The sequence below is a fragment of the Enterobacter cloacae complex sp. SHL020 genome (assembly GCF_049236945.1).
Taxonomy (GTDB): domain Bacteria; phylum Pseudomonadota; class Gammaproteobacteria; order Enterobacterales; family Enterobacteriaceae; genus Enterobacter; species Enterobacter dykesii.
Genome location: NZ_JBMKJF010000013.1, coordinates 55308 through 71799, shown reverse-complemented (window position 1 = coordinate 71799; position 16492 = coordinate 55308). Strand labels below are relative to the sequence as shown.

Below are 16492 nucleotides of genomic sequence, written 5' to 3'. Positions count from 1 at the left end.
GACTGGAGCATGCAACTGAATTCCACCGAAATCAGCGAACTGATCAAGCAGCGCATTGCTCAGTTCAGTGTTGTGAGTGAAGCTCACAACGAAGGTACTATTGTTTCTGTAAGTGACGGTGTTATCCGCATCCACGGCCTGGCCGATTGTATGCAGGGTGAGATGATTTCCCTGCCGGGTAACCGTTACGCTATCGCACTGAACCTGGAGCGCGACTCCGTAGGTGCAGTTGTGATGGGTCCATACGCTGACCTCGCCGAAGGCATGAAGGTTAAGTGTACTGGCCGTATTCTGGAAGTGCCGGTTGGCCGTGGCCTGCTGGGTCGCGTTGTTAACACCCTGGGTGCGCCAATCGACGGTAAAGGTCCGGTTGAGCACGATGGCTTCTCTCCAATCGAAGTTATCGCACCGGGCGTTATCGACCGTCAGTCCGTAGATCAGCCTGTTCAGACAGGTTATAAGTCCGTTGATGCCATGATCCCAATCGGTCGTGGTCAGCGTGAACTGATCATCGGTGACCGTCAGACCGGTAAAACCGCGATGGCTATTGACGCCATCATCAACCAGCGTGACTCCGGCATCAAATGTGTGTACGTGGCCATCGGCCAGAAAGCGTCCACCATTTCCAACGTGGTTCGTAAACTGGAAGAGCACGGCGCACTGTCTAACACCATCGTTGTGGTAGCAACTGCGTCTGAATCCGCTGCACTGCAATACCTGGCGCCATATGCCGGTTGCGCAATGGGCGAATACTTCCGTGACCGCGGTGAAGATGCACTGATCGTATACGATGACCTGTCTAAACAGGCTGTTGCTTATCGTCAGGTTTCCCTGCTGCTCCGTCGTCCACCTGGACGTGAAGCGTTCCCTGGCGACGTATTCTACCTCCACTCTCGTCTGCTGGAGCGTGCTTCCCGCGTTAACGCGGAATACGTCGAGAACTTCACCAAAGGTGAAGTGAAGGGTAAAACGGGCTCTCTGACCGCTCTGCCGATCATTGAAACCCAGGCGGGTGACGTTTCTGCGTTCGTTCCGACCAACGTAATCTCCATTACCGATGGTCAGATCTTCCTGGAAACCAACCTGTTTAACTCCGGCATTCGTCCGGCGGTTAACCCGGGTATCTCCGTATCCCGTGTTGGTGGTGCTGCTCAGACCAAGATCATCAAGAAACTGTCCGGTGGTATCCGTACCGCGCTGGCACAGTATCGTGAACTGGCTGCGTTCTCTCAGTTCGCATCCGATCTGGACGAAGCAACCCGTAAACAGCTGAGCCACGGTCAGAAAGTGACCGAACTGCTGAAGCAGAAACAGTACGCACCAATGTCTGTTGCTCAGCAGGGCCTGGTACTGTTCGCGGCTGAACGCGGTTACCTCGAAGATGTGGAACTGGCGAAAATCGGTAGCTTCGAAGCAGCTCTGCTGGCTTACGTCGACCGTGATCACGCTCCGCTGATGCAAGAGATCAACCAGACCGGTGGCTATAACGACGAAATCGAAGGCAAGCTGAAAGCTATCCTCGATTCCTTCAAAGCAACCCAATCCTGGTAATCGTCCGGCGGCTTGTCTCAGGACAAGCCGCCTGGCATTGAGGAGAAGCTCATGGCCGGCGCAAAAGAGATACGTAGTAAGATCGCAAGCGTCCAGAACACGCAAAAGATCACTAAAGCGATGGAGATGGTCGCCGCTTCCAAAATGCGTAAATCGCAGGATCGCATGGCGGCCAGCCGTCCTTATGCAGAAACCATGCGCAAAGTGATTGGTCACCTTGCAAACGGTAATCTGGAATATAAGCACCCTTACCTGGAAGAACGCGACGTTAAGCGCGTGGGCTACCTGGTGGTGTCGACCGACCGTGGTCTGTGTGGCGGCTTGAACATTAACCTGTTCAAAAAACTGCTGGCGGATATGAAAGCATGGTCTGAAAAAGGCGTTCAGTGCGATATCGCAATGATCGGCTCTAAAGGCGTCTCTTTCTTTAACTCCGTTGGTGGCAACATTGTCGCTCAGGTGACCGGTATGGGTGATAACCCGTCCCTGTCCGAACTGATCGGCCCGGTTAAAGTGATGTTGCAGGCCTATGATGAAGGCCGTCTGGACAGACTGTACGTTGTCAGCAACAAATTCATTAACACCATGTCTCAGGTTCCAACGCTCACTCAGATGCTGCCGTTACCGGCATCAGAAGATGACGAGCTGAAGCAAAAAGCCTGGGATTACCTGTATGAACCCGATCCGAAACCGCTGCTGGATACCCTGCTGCGTCGTTACGTTGAATCTCAGGTTTATCAGGGCGTTGTAGAAAACCTGGCCAGCGAGCAGGCCGCACGAATGGTGGCGATGAAAGCCGCGACCGATAATGGCGGCAGCCTGATTAAAGAGCTGCAGTTGGTTTACAACAAAGCTCGTCAGGCCAGCATTACTCAGGAACTCACCGAGATCGTCTCGGGGGCCGCCGCGGTTTAACCAGGTTTACGAATTACGTAGAGGATTCAAGATGGCTACTGGAAAGATTGTCCAGGTAATCGGCGCCGTGGTGGACGTCGAGTTCCCTCAGGACGCCGTACCACGCGTGTACGACGCGCTTGAGGTACAGAATGGTAACGAGAGCCTGGTGCTGGAAGTTCAGCAGCAGCTCGGCGGCGGTATCGTGCGTACCATCGCGATGGGTTCTTCCGACGGTCTGCGTCGTGGTCTGGAAGTCAAAGACCTCGAGCACCCGATCGAAGTCCCGGTAGGTAAAGCAACACTGGGTCGTATCATGAACGTATTGGGTCAGCCAATCGACATGAAAGGCGACATCGGTGAAGAAGAGCGTTGGGCTATCCACCGCGCAGCACCTTCCTACGAAGAGCTGTCCAGCTCTCAGGAACTGCTGGAAACCGGTATCAAAGTTATCGACCTGATGTGTCCGTTCGCGAAGGGCGGTAAAGTCGGTCTGTTCGGTGGTGCGGGTGTTGGTAAAACCGTAAACATGATGGAGCTGATCCGTAACATCGCGATCGAGCACTCCGGTTACTCCGTGTTTGCGGGCGTAGGTGAACGTACTCGTGAGGGTAACGACTTCTACCACGAAATGACCGACTCCAACGTTCTGGACAAAGTATCCCTGGTTTACGGCCAGATGAACGAGCCACCAGGAAACCGTCTGCGCGTTGCGCTGACCGGTCTGACGATGGCTGAGAAGTTCCGTGATGAAGGCCGTGACGTTCTGCTGTTCGTTGATAACATCTATCGTTACACCCTGGCCGGTACGGAAGTATCTGCACTGCTGGGTCGCATGCCTTCAGCGGTAGGTTACCAGCCTACGCTGGCGGAAGAGATGGGTGTTCTTCAGGAACGTATCACCTCTACCAAAACCGGTTCTATCACCTCCGTTCAGGCGGTATACGTACCTGCGGATGACTTGACTGACCCATCTCCAGCAACCACCTTTGCGCACTTAGATGCAACCGTGGTACTGAGCCGTCAGATCGCGTCTCTGGGTATCTACCCGGCCGTTGACCCGCTGGACTCCACCAGCCGTCAGCTGGATCCACTGGTTGTTGGTCAGGAACACTACGACACCGCGCGTGGCGTACAGTCCCTGCTGCAGCGTTACCAGGAACTGAAAGACATCATCGCCATCCTGGGTATGGATGAACTGTCTGAAGAAGACAAACTGGTGGTAGCACGTGCGCGTAAGATCCAGCGCTTCCTGTCCCAGCCGTTCTTCGTTGCGGAAGTATTCACCGGTTCTCCGGGTAAATACGTTTCCCTGAAAGACACCATCCGTGGCTTTAAAGGCATCATGGAAGGCGAATACGATCACCTGCCGGAGCAGGCGTTCTACATGGTTGGTTCCATCGACGAAGCCGTGGAAAAAGCCAAAAAACTTTAACGCCTTAATCGGAGGGTGATATGGCAATGACTTACCACCTGGACGTCGTCAGCGCAGAGCAACAAATGTTCTCTGGTCTGGTCGAGAAAATCCAGGTAACGGGTAGTGAAGGTGAACTGGGTATTTTCCCGGGTCACGCACCGCTGCTCACCGCCATTAAGCCTGGTATGATCCGCATCGTTAAACAGTTCGGTCACGAAGAGTTTATCTATCTGTCCGGCGGCATTCTTGAAGTGCAGCCTGGCAGTGTGACCGTTCTGGCCGATACCGCTATCCGTGGCCAGGATCTCGACGAAGCGCGAGCCCTGGAATCGAAGCGTAAGGCTGAAGAGCACATTAGCAGCTCTCATGGTGACGTGGATTACGCTCAGGCGTCTGCGGAGCTGGCCAAAGCGATCGCGAAACTGCGCGTTATCGAGTTGACCAAAAAAGCGATGTAACACCGGCTTGAAAAGCACAAAAGCCAGTCTGGATACCAGGCTGGCTTTTTTTTTCGGCCTTAATTCATGATGAAAAAGATGTAGAATTTTAAGCATCAAACGTTTTTACTTCACACTCAAACTACCGTCAGGATGCGTATGTCAAACAGTGCGATGAGCGTGGTGATCCTTGCCGCTGGCAAAGGGACCCGCATGTATTCCGATCTGCCTAAGGTGCTCCACACGCTTGCAGGAAAGCCAATGGTGCAGCATGTCATTGATGCAGCGAACGAGCTGGGTGCCAGTCAGGTCCACCTGGTCTACGGTCACGGCGGCGATCTGCTTAAAAAGACGCTGAGCGATGACAAGCTCAACTGGGTGCTTCAGGCCGAACAGCTGGGTACAGGCCATGCGATGCAGCAGGCTGCGCCTTTCTTTGCGGATGACGAAGACATTTTGATGCTCTACGGCGATGTCCCGCTGATCTCCGTTGAAACCCTGACTCGCCTGCGTGAAGCCAAACCGCAGGGCGGCATCGGTTTGTTGACCGTCGTGCTGGACGATCCAAGCGGTTATGGTCGCATCACCCGTGAAAACGGCAACGTCACGGGTATTGTTGAGCACAAAGATGCCAGCGACGAACAGCGCCAGATTCAGGAGATCAACACCGGTATCCTGATTGCCAACGGCGCGGATATGAAGCGCTGGCTGTCCAGACTCGACAACAACAACGCGCAGGGTGAATACTACATCACCGACATCATTGCGATGGCGTACCACGAAGGGCGTGAAATTGCTGCCGTTCATCCGGCGCGCATCAGCGAAACGGACGGCGTGAACAACCGCCTGCAGCTCTCCCGTCTTGAGCGTATTTATCAGTCCGAGCAGGCCGAAAAACTGCTGCTGGCGGGCGTGATGCTGCGCGATCCGGCGCGTTTCGATCTGCGTGGTTCGTTATCTCACGGTCGTGACGTTGAAATTGATACGAACGTTATCCTCGAAGGTCACGTCACGCTGGGCAATCGCGTCAAAATTGGCGCCGGCTGCGTAATTAAAAATAGCGTAATCGGCGACGACTGCGAAATCAGCCCATACAGCGTGGTGGAAGATGCCCGTCTGGATACGGCATGCACCATCGGCCCGTTTGCGCGTCTGCGCCCGGGCGCTGAGCTGCTGGAAGGCGCTCACGTGGGTAACTTCGTGGAGATGAAAAAAGCGCGTCTGGGTAAAGGGTCCAAAGCCGGTCATCTGACCTATCTGGGCGACGCGGAAATTGGCAATAACGTAAATATTGGTGCAGGGACCATTACCTGTAACTATGACGGCGCGAATAAGTTTAAAACCATCATCGGTGATGATGTGTTCGTTGGCTCCGATACGCAGCTGGTGGCGCCTGTTACCGTGGGTAACGGAGTGACTATTGCCGCCGGAACAACCGTTACGCGCGATGTTGCCGAGAACGAGCTGGTGTTAAGCCGCGTTCCGCAGGTCAGCAAGCAGGGCTGGAAACGCCCGGTGAAGAAAAAGTAACAACAAGGCGGGTGGCGCTACGCTTACCCGCCCTACGATTGAGTAGGCCTGATAGGCGTAGCCGTCATCAGGCAAACCCGGGAGAGGAGATAAATATATATTTCCCCCCATAAGCAGTACCCATAAAAATAACCCCACTCTCTACAAGGCTCGGGGCGCCCGGAAAGGGTAAATACAGGTCAGCGACAACGCAGGCATAATGCCTAAATTCGGAATCTAAAATTATGTGTGGAATTGTTGGCGCAGTTGCGCAGCGTGATATTGCTGAAATCCTTCTCGAAGGTTTACGACGTCTGGAATACCGTGGTTACGACTCAGCCGGTCTGGCTGTCGTCGATGCAGAAGGTCATATGACCCGTCTGCGTCGTCTCGGTAAAGTGCAGATGCTGGCCCAGGCCGCGGAAGAACATCCGCTGCACGGTGGGACCGGTATTGCTCACACCCGCTGGGCGACGCACGGCGAACCGTCTGAAGGTAACGCGCACCCGCATGTGTCTGAACACATCGTGGTCGTGCACAACGGCATTATCGAAAACCACGAACCGCTGCGCGAAGAACTGAAAGCGCGCGGCTACACCTTCGTCTCTGAAACTGACACCGAAGTGATTGCTCACCTTGTGCACTGGGAGCTGGAGCAGGGCGGTACACTGCGTGATGCGGTGCTGCGCGCTATCCCTCAGCTGCGCGGTGCGTACGGTACGGTGATCATGGATTCCCGCGATCCGTCAACGCTGCTGGCAGCGCGTTCCGGTAGCCCGATGGTTATCGGTCTGGGCATGGGCGAAAACTTCATCGCTTCTGACCAGCTGGCGCTCCTGCCGGTTACCCGTCGCTTTATCTTCCTCGAAGAGGGTGATATCGCGGAAGTGACCCGTCGCAGCGTGACCGTCTTTGATACCAAAGGCGAGCAGGTGAAACGTCAGGAGATCGAATCGAATCTGCAGTACGACGCGGGCGACAAAGGCGCTTATCGTCACTACATGCAGAAAGAGATTTACGAGCAGCCAAACGCCATCAAAAACACCCTGACCGGGCGTATCAGCCACGGTGAAGTGGATCTGAGCGAGCTGGGCGCAAACGCGAACGAACTGCTCGGCAAGGTTGAGCATATTCAGATCGTGGCCTGCGGCACCTCCTACAACTCCGGTATGGTTTCTCGCTACTGGTTTGAATCTCTGGCGGGCGTGCCGTGCGATGTAGAAATCGCGTCTGAATTCCGCTATCGCAAATCCGCGGTGCGTCGTAACAGCCTGATGATCACCCTTTCCCAGTCTGGTGAAACGGCGGATACCCTGGCAGCGCTGCGTCTGTCTAAAGAGCTGGGTTACCTGGGCTCTCTGGCTATCTGTAACGTTCCTGGCTCATCGCTGGTGCGTGAGTCCGATCTGGCGCTGATGACCAAAGCGGGCACCGAAATCGGCGTGGCCTCCACCAAAGCGTTTACCACTCAGCTGACCGTTCTGCTGATGCTGGTGGCGAAGCTGGCGCGTCTGAAAGGCGAAGATGCTTCCGTTGAGCACGACATCGTTCACGGCCTGCAGGCGCTGCCGAGCCGTATTGAGCAGATGCTGTCTCAGGACAAACGCATTGAAGCGCTGGCGGAAGATTTCTCCGACAAACATCACGCCCTGTTCCTGGGTCGTGGCGATCAGTATCCGATTGCGCTGGAAGGCGCGCTGAAGCTGAAAGAGATCTCCTACATTCACGCTGAAGCCTATGCGGCTGGCGAGCTGAAGCACGGCCCGCTGGCGCTAATTGACGCGGATATGCCGGTTATCGTTGTGGCACCAAACAACGAACTGCTGGAAAAACTGAAGTCTAATATCGAAGAAGTGCGCGCCCGCGGCGGTGTTCTGTACGTCTTCGCCGACAAAGATGCCGGTTTTGTCAGCAACGACAACATGCACATCATCGAGATGCCGCATGTGGAAGAGGTGATTGCACCAATCTTCTACACCGTTCCGCTGCAGCTGCTGGCTTATCACGTTGCCCTAATCAAAGGCACCGACGTTGACCAGCCGCGTAACCTGGCGAAATCGGTTACCGTAGAATAATCCCTTCAGGCTCCACCTTCGGGTGGAGCTTTTTTATCCTGCCCGGCTTGTTTTTAATCAATCCTTTCTCGTTTTTAATAATGACAATTTGTCATCTTCAGCTACTTTTTTCAGTGTCACATAAAGAAAATATTTCTGAAAACGTCTTGTCATAAAAGCGGATAAGTTGATGAAAAATAATCTTTATTTTGCGTAATTTTAAGTGAAATTAACGTTGTCATAAAACTGTCATAATTCGTACATTTATCTGTCACCTGTTTGTCCTATTTTGCTCATCGTAGCCACTAAACAACGATTTACGAAAATCTTGCAGGAGACATTATGAAAGTTATGCGTACCACTGTCGCAACTGTTGTCGCCGCGACCTTATCTCTGAGCGCGTTCTCTGTATTTGCAGAAGCAAGCCTGACTGGCGCTGGTGCAACCTTCCCTGCGCCGGTGTATGCCAAATGGGCAGATACCTACCAGAAAGAAACCGGTAACAAGGTTAACTATCAGGGTATCGGCTCCTCCGGTGGCGTTAAACAAATTACCGCGAACACTGTTGATTTCGGCGCATCAGACGCACCGCTGTCTGATGACAAACTGGCTCAGGAAGGCCTGTTCCAGTTCCCGACCGTGATCGGTGGTGTGGTTCTGGCCATCAACCTGCCGGGCGTGAAGTCGGGTGAACTGGTGCTGGACGGCAAAACGCTGGGTGACATCTACCTGGGCAAAATCAAAAAATGGGATGACGAAGCGATCGCTAAACTCAACCCAGGCCTGAAGCTGCCTTCTCAGAACATCGCCGTGGTTCGCCGCGCGGATGGTTCCGGTACCTCTTTCGTGTTCACCAGCTACCTGGCAAAAGTGAACGAAGAGTGGAAATCTAAAGTCGGCTCCGGCTCTACCGTTAACTGGCCAACCGGTCTGGGCGGTAAAGGTAACGACGGTATCGCCGCGTTCGTACAGCGTCTGCCTGGCTCAATTGGTTACGTAGAGTATGCGTACGCGAAGCAGAACAACCTGTCCTACACCAAGCTGGTTTCAGCCGACGGCAAACCGGTTAGCCCAACCGAAGAGAACTTTGCTAACGCGGCGAAAGGCGCTGACTGGAGCAAATCCTTCGCGCAGGATCTGACTAACCAGAAAGGCGAAGGTGCGTGGCCAATCACCTCTACCACCTTCATCCTGGTTCACAAAGAGCAGAAGAAACCTGAGCAGGGCGCCGAAGTGCTGAAGTTCTTCGACTGGGCGTACAAAAACGGCGGCAAACAGGCTAACGCTCTGGATTACGCCACCCTGCCGGACAACGTGGTTGAGCAGATTCGCGCTGCATGGAAAACCAACGTGAAAGACAGCAGCGGTAAAGCGTTGTATTAATTTAGCATTCTGACGAAAATGGCGGGTGGCGCTAACGCTAACCCGCCCCTTTCGTAAACGCGTTTAACAGAAGAGTAATTTATGGCTGCAACCAAGCCTGCATTTAACCCTCCGGGTAAAAAAGGTGACATGATTTTCAGCGCGCTGGTGAAACTGGCTGCGCTGATTGTGCTATTGCTGCTGGGCGGCATTATCGTGTCTCTGATTTTCTCATCATGGCCGAGCATCCAGAAATTCGGTTTCTCCTTCCTGTGGACCAAAGAGTGGGACGCGCCGAACGACATCTACGGTGCCCTGGTGCCGATTTACGGCACGCTGGTGACCTCGTTCATCGCCCTGCTGATTGCGGTTCCGGTAAGCTTTGGTATTGCCCTGTTCCTGACGGAGCTGGCGCCGGGCTGGCTGCGACGCCCGCTGGGTATTGCCATCGAACTGCTGGCGGCTATTCCAAGTATCGTTTACGGCATGTGGGGTCTGTTCATCTTTGCTCCGCTGTTCGCCACGTACTTCCAGGAACCGGTCGGTAACGTGCTTTCCGCCATTCCGTTTGTGGGTGCCCTGTTCTCTGGCCCGGCTTTCGGTATCGGCATTCTGGCGGCAGGTGTGATCCTCGCCATCATGATTATTCCGTACATTGCGGCGGTCATGCGCGATGTCTTCGAACAAACGCCGGTGATGATGAAAGAGTCGGCCTACGGCATCGGCTGCACCACCTGGGAAGTTATCTGGCGCATTGTCCTTCCGTTCACCAAAAATGGGGTGATCGGAGGCGTGATGCTGGGCCTGGGTCGTGCGCTGGGTGAAACCATGGCGGTCACCTTTATCATCGGTAACACCTACCAGCTCGACAGCGCGTCGCTCTACATGCCGGGTAACAGTATTACCTCGGCGCTGGCGAATGAATTTGCGGAAGCGGAATCCGGGCTGCACGTGGCGGCGCTGATGGAGCTGGGTCTGATTCTGTTCGTTATCACCTTCATTGTTCTGGCGATTTCCAAGCTGATGATTATGCGCCTCGCTAAAAATGAGGGGGCACGCTAATGGCAACTCTCGAAATGCAAGCAACCGCTGAACTGGCGGAATCCCGCCGCAAAATGCAGGCCAGACGCCGCATGAAAAACCGCATTGCCCTGACGCTTTCGATGGCGACAATGGCATTCGGGCTGTTCTGGCTGGTCTGGATCCTCTTCTCGACGGTCGTTCGCGGGATTGACGGGATGTCACTGTCGCTGTTCACCGAAATGACGCCGCCGCCGAACACGGCGGGCGGTGGCCTGGCGAATGCCCTGGCGGGCAGCGGCCTGCTGATCCTCTGGGCGACGGTCTTTGGCACGCCGCTGGGCATCATGGCGGGTATCTACCTGGCTGAATACGGTCGTAAATCCTGGCTGGCCGAAGTCATTCGCTTCATCAACGACATTCTGCTGTCAGCCCCGTCTATCGTCGTGGGTCTGTTTGTTTACACCGTGGTGGTGGCGCAGATGGAACATTTCTCCGGCTGGGCGGGTGTGATTGCCCTGGCGCTGCTGCAGGTGCCTATTGTTATTCGTACCACCGAGAACATGCTGAAACTGGTGCCGGATAGCCTGCGTGAAGCGGCTTACGCGCTGGGTACGCCGAAATGGAAGATGATCTCTGCGATTACGCTGAAGGCGTCCGTCTCCGGGATCATGACCGGTATCCTGCTGGCGGTTGCGCGTATCGCGGGTGAAACGGCGCCGCTGCTGTTTACGTCCCTCTCCAACCAGTTCTGGAGCACGGACATGATGCAGCCGATCGCCAACCTGCCGGTGACGATCTTTAAATTTGCGATGAGCCCATTCGCGGAATGGCAGCAGCTGGCCTGGGCCGGGGTGCTGATCATTACCCTTTGCGTACTGTTGCTGAACATTCTGGCGCGCGTCATTTTCGCGAAGAAGAAACACGGTTAATTTTTTACGGCGCGGCAGCTCGCGGCGCCGAATGAGGAAATGAGTCAATGAGTATGGTTGATACTGCCCCGGGTAAGATTCAGGTTCGTGATTTGAACTTCTACTACGGCAAATTCCATGCCCTGAAGAACATCAACCTGGATATCGCAAAGAACCAGGTCACGGCATTTATCGGTCCGTCCGGCTGTGGGAAATCCACGCTGCTGCGTACCTTTAACAAAATGTATTCGCTCTATCCGGAGCAGCGTGCTGAAGGTGAAATCATCCTCGACGGTGAAAACATTCTGACCCAGGCGCAGGATATCGCCCTGCTGCGCGCCAAAGTGGGGATGGTGTTCCAGAAACCCACGCCTTTCCCGATGTCCATTTATGACAACATCGCGTTTGGCGTGCGTCTGTTTGAAAAACTCTCCCGTGCCGATATGGACGAGCGCGTGCAGTGGGCTTTGACCAAGGCCGCATTATGGAACGAAACCAAAGATAAGTTGCACCAGAGCGGTTACTCTCTCTCCGGCGGTCAGCAGCAGCGTCTGTGCATTGCGCGCGGTATTGCTATTCGCCCGGAAGTGTTGCTGCTGGATGAGCCGTGTTCAGCGCTGGACCCGATCTCAACCGGCCGTATTGAAGAGCTGATCACCGAGCTGAAGCAGGATTACACCGTGGTTATCGTGACCCATAACATGCAGCAGGCTGCACGTTGTTCCGATCACACGGCGTTTATGTACCTGGGCGAGTTGATTGAGTTCAGCGATACGGATGCGCTGTTCACCAGGCCCGCGAAGAAACAAACCGAAGATTATATTACTGGCCGCTACGGTTGATTTGCCTTAGTGCATGTGGAGAAACCATGGACAACCTCAATCTTAATAAACACATTTCCGGCCAGTTCAACGCAGAGCTGGAAAGCATTCGCACCCAGGTGATGACCATGGGCGGCATGGTCGAGCAGCAGCTTTCTGATGCGATTACGGCGATGCACAACCAGGATAGCGAGCTGGCGAAGCGCGTCATTGAAGGCGACAAAAACGTCAACATGATGGAAGTCGCTATCGACGAGGCCTGCGTGCGCATTATCGCGAAGCGTCAGCCGACGGCGAGCGACCTGCGTCTGGTGATGGCGATCATCAAAACCATCGCCGAGCTGGAACGTATTGGCGACGTTGCGGATAAAATCTGCCGCACCGCGCTGGAGAAGTTCTCTCAGCAGCACCAGCCGCTGCTGGTGAGCCTGGAGTCGCTGGGCCGCCACACCGTGCAGATGCTGCACGACGTGCTGGATGCCTTTGCGCGTATGGACCTGGACGAAGCGGTGCGTATCTACCGTGAAGACAAGAAGGTCGACCAGGAGTATGAAGGCATCGTGCGTCAGCTGATGACCTACATGATGGAAGATTCACGTACGATCCCAAGCGTACTGACCGCCCTGTTCTGCGCCCGCTCCATCGAGCGTATCGGCGACCGCTGCCAGAACATTTGCGAATATATTTTCTACTTCGTGAAAGGTCAGGACTTCCGTCACGTGGGCGGCGACGAGCTGGACAAGCTGCTGGCGGGTAAAGATCCGAAAGAGTGATGTTTGTGGCGGGTGGCGCTGGCGCTTACCCGCCCTACGTTAGCTTAACGCGTAATATTCCACCCGCGTGCTTTCCACAGTTCCGGCAGCTGTGCCAGATCGGTAAAGGTCGTCACGTTGGGATGATCGATCGGCTTGTTGTGCGGGTCGGCGCAGAAGTAAAACACCTCCATCCCCGCATCAATCCCCGACTGCGCGCCTGCAGACGAGTCATCCACCAGAATGCAGTTCTCTACGTTGACGTTCATCGCTTTTGCCGCATGGAACATCAGCGCCGGGTCTGGCTTCCAGCGCTGGATATCGTAGCCGCTGAACAGTTTTTCCGGGAAATGGTGCAACATCTCAAGCTTGCCCAGCGAGTGCTGCATTTTGCTGACCGGACCGTTAGAGACGACGCAGATGGGCACCGTCATCGCGTCCAGCAACGCGTTAGCCCCGGAGATAACCTCCAGCTCGGAGTCGAACAGGCGTGCTACCTCGGCGCGGTACACCGGTTCCAGATCGGCTTTCGCCAGATCCACACCGTGTTCTTCGTTAATGATGTCGATGATCTCGTAGAGCTTCACGCCCTTAAAGCGTTTAAACACCTCTTCGAGTTCCAGCGTAATGCCAAATTCCTGGAACATAGTGACATACGCGCGGGAACAAATGACCTCACTGTCGACCAGCGTACCGTCGCAGTCGAAAAATACCGCTTCAATTCCGGACATGCCTTTCCTTTTTAACAAGTTTAACGTTTACGTACGGCATTTCGCCGGGACGCAATCGTTGCCGTATAAGCAAAATCAATGAAAAAAGTATCACGTAACCGCCACTATTGTCGCATTTTGGTATAGGATAGCGACGAATTTTCCCTCCTTGTTCGGAAATTGATGATGAGTCAACAACACACTACCCAGACATCTGGTCAGGGTCTGCTTGAGCGCGTTTTTAAACTGCGCGAGCATGGCACAACGGCACGCACCGAAGTGATCGCTGGTTTCACCACCTTCCTGACGATGGTCTATATCGTTTTTGTGAACCCTCAAATTCTGGGCGTCGCTGGCATGGATACCAGCGCCGTCTTCGTGACAACCTGTCTGATCGCGGCCCTTGGCAGCATCCTGATGGGTGTATTCGCTAACCTGCCTGTTGCGCTGGCACCGGCGATGGGCCTGAATGCGTTCTTCGCGTTCGTGGTTGTTCAGGCGATGGGGCTGCCGTGGCAGGTTGGCATGGGCGCCATCTTCTGGGGCGCGGTTGGCCTGCTGCTGCTGACTATTTTCCGCGTGCGTTACTGGATGATTGCAAACATTCCCGTGAGCCTGCGCGTGGGCATCACCAGCGGTATCGGTCTGTTCATCGGTATGATGGGGCTGAAAAACGCCGGCGTTATCGTCGCTAACCCGGATACGCTGGTGAGCATCGGTCACCTGACCTCTCATAACGTGCTGCTGGGCGTGCTGGGCTTCTTTATCATCGCGATCCTGGCTTCCCGCAATATTCACGCGGCGGTGCTGGTATCCATCGTGGTCACCACCCTGCTGGGCTGGATGCTGGGCGACGTTCACTATAACGGTATCGTCTCCGCGCCACCGAGCGTCTCTACCGTGATTGGTCACGTCGATCTGGCGGGTTCCCTGAACCTGGGCCTGGCGGGCGTGATTTTCTCCTTCATGCTGGTCAACCTGTTTGACTCCTCCGGCACGCTGATTGGCGTGACCGACAAAGCGGGCCTGGCGGATGAGAAAGGCAAATTCCCGCGCATGAAGCAGGCGCTGTTTGTGGACAGCGTCTCCTCTGTGACCGGTGCTTTTATCGGAACCTCGTCCGTTACCGCGTACATTGAATCTTCTTCCGGCGTGTCCGTGGGCGGCCGTACCGGCCTGACGGCGGTGGTTGTGGGTATTCTGTTCCTGCTGGTTATCTTCCTCTCTCCGCTGGCTGGTATGGTTCCTCCGTATGCGGCAGCCGGCGCGCTGATCTATGTGGGGGTGCTGATGACCTCCAGCTTGTCACGCGTGAAGTGGGATGATTTAACCGAAGCGGTGCCGGCGTTTATTACCGCCGTGATGATGCCGTTCAGCTTCTCGATTACCGAAGGTATCGCGCTGGGCTTTATTTCTTACTGCGTAATGAAGATCGGTACCGGCCGCTTCCGCGACCTCAGTCCGTGCGTCATCGTTGTGGCGCTGCTGTTTGTGCTGAAGATTGTGTTTATTGACGCGAAATAAACAGCAAGCCCTTTTCGAAGAAAAGGGCTTTAGTGTTTGCACCCTCTCCCGTGGGAGAGGGCTGGGGTGAGGGCAACTGACCGCTCAGGCTTACGCCTTCACCCGCTTAATATAATCCCCAAACGCCGTCAGCTGGCCAGACAGATGATCACGCGTGCTCTGATCCACCACTTCACCCGTTTGTGGGTCGACCTTGTTCTGAATCACACCACCCATAAATTCCGGCTTGTTCATGACCATCGCATCCAGGAACACCAGGATCTGGCGCAGATGATACTGGCAGCGCGCGCCGCCAATCGCGCCCATTGAACTGGTCTGGATCAGCACCGGCTTGCCTGCCAGCGGCTGCTCAGGTAAACGGGACAGCCAGTCGATGGCATTCTTCAGGCCACCCGGAACCGAATAGTTATACTCCGGCGTGACGATGACCACGCCGTCGGCCTGGCGGATCTGCTCCGCCAGCGCCTCAACGCTCTGCGGAAAACCCTCTTCCTGTTGTACGTCAGCGTCATACAGCGGAATATCGCCAATAGACGGCAGGGCGCTAATTTCCATTCCTGCCGGTGCCAGCTGTGGCAGCGTGCGGGCAACCATCCCGTTAAATGAACCTTTGCGCAGGCTTCCCAGTAACGTAACTACTTTCAACGTATCAGACATGATTACTCCTGTTTCATCATGATGACCCTGATCGGATCAGCTAAGGGTGAATGCTTTTTCTGCCGGTAAACTGGTTAAACGCATCAGGCGTGCGGCGGGCTCGTTGGCGCGCTCGGGCACATCAGGAAGGCTACGCCATCCCTGTTGGCTGTCAAATTCCCAGATTTTCATGCGTTCGATGGCGGGGGTAACCGCAATGGACCAAATGAGCACATCCTCTGCGTCGCTGAGCGCCTCTACCAGCGTGGCCTGAGTGGCGCGCAGACGTCCGGAGCCTGGAAGCAGTTGCAGCATGCTGGCGTCGTCTGAGGCGCATCCACAGAGCTTGCGAATGCTCTGGCGCAGGGTAATGAGCTGGGCTCGGGCTTCGACAGGATCGTTCTGGTTGCGTACCCACAGCTTCTCATTGCTGGAGAGCGGATAGTCTTCATGCGCATTACCGCCATGGAAGCTGCGCGTCGCGCGCTGAAGTTCCATGTCGAGCCCACAATCCCCTTCGGTGGTCAGCGCGACGCCAATGATATTGCCCGCGTAGGCAATTGAAAAACGTGGGAGCTCCGGGTCGGCAAAGACCGGGCGCCCTTCGGGTTGGGTAATTATATTAGGCAGCTCGCTGGTGCCGTACAGCATAAACAGCAGTTCTGCGAGAAGCGCTCTGGACGCTAAAAACCGCGTTCTGCGGTGTTCCGGGAGAGTGAGAGCTTCACTGTGACAGGCTGAAGAAATTCTTGCCGATACGAGACGTCCTTCCGTAAGTATCCCTCTTGCAAAGTGCGTAGCCATTTTTCGCTCCTTGATAATGGTCGTAATCGGTTAAACGGTTACATGATTATCGCTTAACTTGACTCCTGTTTTAATCAGTAAATGGGAGTA

Annotated in this window: 15 protein-coding genes; 12 read left to right on the top strand and 3 right to left on the bottom strand. The window is 54.9% G+C overall.

Annotated features, from left to right (window positions below):
* Positions 1-9 precede the first annotated feature (9 nt).
* The 11 genes from atpA (at position 10) to phoU (ending at position 12749) form a co-directional block, all read left to right on the top strand.
* Entirely contained in the window at positions 10-1551 is a 1542-nt protein-coding gene (gene atpA / locus ACOTZB_RS21495) for a F0F1 ATP synthase subunit alpha (protein ID WP_006808751.1), read from the top strand.
* Between the two features lie 51 nt (positions 1552-1602).
* Positions 1603-2466: a F0F1 ATP synthase subunit gamma gene (atpG, locus tag ACOTZB_RS21490; RefSeq protein WP_008500191.1), complete on the top strand. Its 864-nt coding sequence runs from the start codon at positions 1603-1605 to the stop codon at positions 2464-2466.
* Positions 2467-2497: 31 nt separating this feature from the next.
* A complete protein-coding gene (gene atpD / locus ACOTZB_RS21485) occupies positions 2498-3880 on the top strand; it encodes a F0F1 ATP synthase subunit beta (RefSeq protein ID WP_006177559.1) in 1383 nt (460 codons plus the stop codon).
* Positions 3881-3900: 20 nt separating this feature from the next.
* Positions 3901-4320 carry a F0F1 ATP synthase subunit epsilon gene (locus ACOTZB_RS21480; RefSeq protein WP_006177560.1) on the top strand — a complete coding sequence of 140 codons (420 nt, stop codon included), beginning with the start codon at positions 3901-3903 and terminating at the stop codon, positions 4318-4320.
* Between the two features lie 138 nt (positions 4321-4458).
* Positions 4459-5829 (top strand): bifunctional UDP-N-acetylglucosamine diphosphorylase/glucosamine-1-phosphate N-acetyltransferase GlmU, encoded by a 1371-nt coding sequence (gene glmU, locus ACOTZB_RS21475; RefSeq protein ID WP_029741484.1) that lies wholly within the window; start codon positions 4459-4461, stop codon positions 5827-5829.
* 224 nt (positions 5830-6053) lie between these two features.
* On the top strand, positions 6054-7883 hold the full coding sequence (gene glmS, locus ACOTZB_RS21470) for a glutamine--fructose-6-phosphate transaminase (isomerizing) (RefSeq protein WP_023309792.1): 1830 nt from the start codon (positions 6054-6056) through the stop codon (positions 7881-7883).
* Positions 7884-8204: 321 nt separating this feature from the next.
* Positions 8205-9245, top strand: coding sequence for a phosphate ABC transporter substrate-binding protein PstS (pstS, locus tag ACOTZB_RS21465; RefSeq protein WP_008500186.1), 1041 nt, complete (start codon positions 8205-8207; stop codon positions 9243-9245).
* Between the two features lie 81 nt (positions 9246-9326).
* Complete coding sequence (gene pstC, locus ACOTZB_RS21460) at positions 9327-10286, top strand: phosphate ABC transporter permease PstC (protein WP_023309793.1); 960 nt, start codon at positions 9327-9329, stop codon at positions 10284-10286.
* A complete protein-coding gene (gene pstA / locus ACOTZB_RS21455; protein WP_024907882.1) occupies positions 10286-11176 on the top strand; it encodes a phosphate ABC transporter permease PstA in 891 nt (296 codons plus the stop codon). Before pstC ends, pstA begins: the two co-directional genes overlap by 1 nt.
* A 47-nt stretch (positions 11177-11223) precedes the next feature.
* Positions 11224-11997, top strand: coding sequence for a phosphate ABC transporter ATP-binding protein PstB (gene pstB, locus ACOTZB_RS21450; protein ID WP_010426574.1), 774 nt, complete (start codon positions 11224-11226; stop codon positions 11995-11997).
* 26 nt (positions 11998-12023) lie between these two features.
* Positions 12024-12749, top strand: a complete 726-nt coding sequence (gene phoU / locus ACOTZB_RS21445) for a phosphate signaling complex protein PhoU (protein ID WP_008500182.1) — start codon at positions 12024-12026, stop codon at positions 12747-12749.
* A 44-nt stretch (positions 12750-12793) separates the two neighbouring features.
* Here the strand turns inward: phoU and yieH are convergent, their stop codons facing one another.
* A complete protein-coding gene (yieH, locus tag ACOTZB_RS21440) occupies positions 12794-13459 on the bottom strand; it encodes a 6-phosphogluconate phosphatase (RefSeq protein WP_338235026.1) in 666 nt (221 codons plus the stop codon).
* Between the two features lie 165 nt (positions 13460-13624).
* On the opposite strand from yieH, the gene adeP reads away from it, so the two are divergent.
* Complete coding sequence (gene adeP, locus ACOTZB_RS21435) at positions 13625-14962, top strand: adenine permease AdeP (RefSeq protein WP_023309797.1); 1338 nt, start codon at positions 13625-13627, stop codon at positions 14960-14962.
* Positions 14963-15052: 90 nt separating this feature from the next.
* Here adeP and ACOTZB_RS21430 read toward each other — a convergent pair whose 3' ends face one another.
* Together ACOTZB_RS21430 and ACOTZB_RS21425 are read right to left on the bottom strand one after the other, a co-directional pair.
* On the bottom strand, positions 15053-15619 hold the full coding sequence (locus ACOTZB_RS21430) for an NADPH-dependent FMN reductase (protein ID WP_023309798.1): 567 nt from the start codon (positions 15617-15619) through the stop codon (positions 15053-15055).
* Between the two features lie 36 nt (positions 15620-15655).
* On the bottom strand, positions 15656-16402 hold the full coding sequence (locus tag ACOTZB_RS21425; RefSeq protein ID WP_047743287.1) for a 4'-phosphopantetheinyl transferase family protein: 747 nt from the start codon (positions 16400-16402) through the stop codon (positions 15656-15658).
* Between the last annotated feature and the right edge of the window lie 90 nt (positions 16403-16492).

Excerpts from the sequence above, each read along its gene's own strand:
- atpA (WP_006808751.1), top strand. The coding sequence starts at position 10 with ATGCAACTGAATTCCACCGAAATCAGCGAACTGATCAAGCAGCGCATT.
- atpG (WP_008500191.1), top strand. The coding sequence starts at position 1,603 with ATGGCCGGCGCAAAAGAGATACGTAGTAAGATCGCAAGCGTCCAGAAC.
- atpD (WP_006177559.1), top strand. The coding sequence starts at position 2,498 with ATGGCTACTGGAAAGATTGTCCAGGTAATCGGCGCCGTGGTGGACGTC.
- ACOTZB_RS21480 (WP_006177560.1), top strand. The coding sequence starts at position 3,901 with ATGGCAATGACTTACCACCTGGACGTCGTCAGCGCAGAGCAACAAATG.
- glmU (WP_029741484.1), top strand. The coding sequence starts at position 4,459 with ATGTCAAACAGTGCGATGAGCGTGGTGATCCTTGCCGCTGGCAAAGGG.
- glmS (WP_023309792.1), top strand. The coding sequence starts at position 6,054 with ATGTGTGGAATTGTTGGCGCAGTTGCGCAGCGTGATATTGCTGAAATC.
- pstS (WP_008500186.1), top strand. The coding sequence starts at position 8,205 with ATGAAAGTTATGCGTACCACTGTCGCAACTGTTGTCGCCGCGACCTTA.
- pstC (WP_023309793.1), top strand. The coding sequence starts at position 9,327 with ATGGCTGCAACCAAGCCTGCATTTAACCCTCCGGGTAAAAAAGGTGAC.
- pstA (WP_024907882.1), top strand. The coding sequence starts at position 10,286 with ATGGCAACTCTCGAAATGCAAGCAACCGCTGAACTGGCGGAATCCCGC.
- pstB (WP_010426574.1), top strand. The coding sequence starts at position 11,224 with ATGAGTATGGTTGATACTGCCCCGGGTAAGATTCAGGTTCGTGATTTG.
- phoU (WP_008500182.1), top strand. The coding sequence starts at position 12,024 with ATGGACAACCTCAATCTTAATAAACACATTTCCGGCCAGTTCAACGCA.
- yieH (WP_338235026.1), bottom strand. The coding sequence starts at position 13,459 with ATGTCCGGAATTGAAGCGGTATTTTTCGACTGCGACGGTACGCTGGTC.
- adeP (WP_023309797.1), top strand. The coding sequence starts at position 13,625 with ATGAGTCAACAACACACTACCCAGACATCTGGTCAGGGTCTGCTTGAG.
- ACOTZB_RS21430 (WP_023309798.1), bottom strand. The coding sequence starts at position 15,619 with ATGTCTGATACGTTGAAAGTAGTTACGTTACTGGGAAGCCTGCGCAAA.
- ACOTZB_RS21425 (WP_047743287.1), bottom strand. The coding sequence starts at position 16,402 with ATGGCTACGCACTTTGCAAGAGGGATACTTACGGAAGGACGTCTCGTA.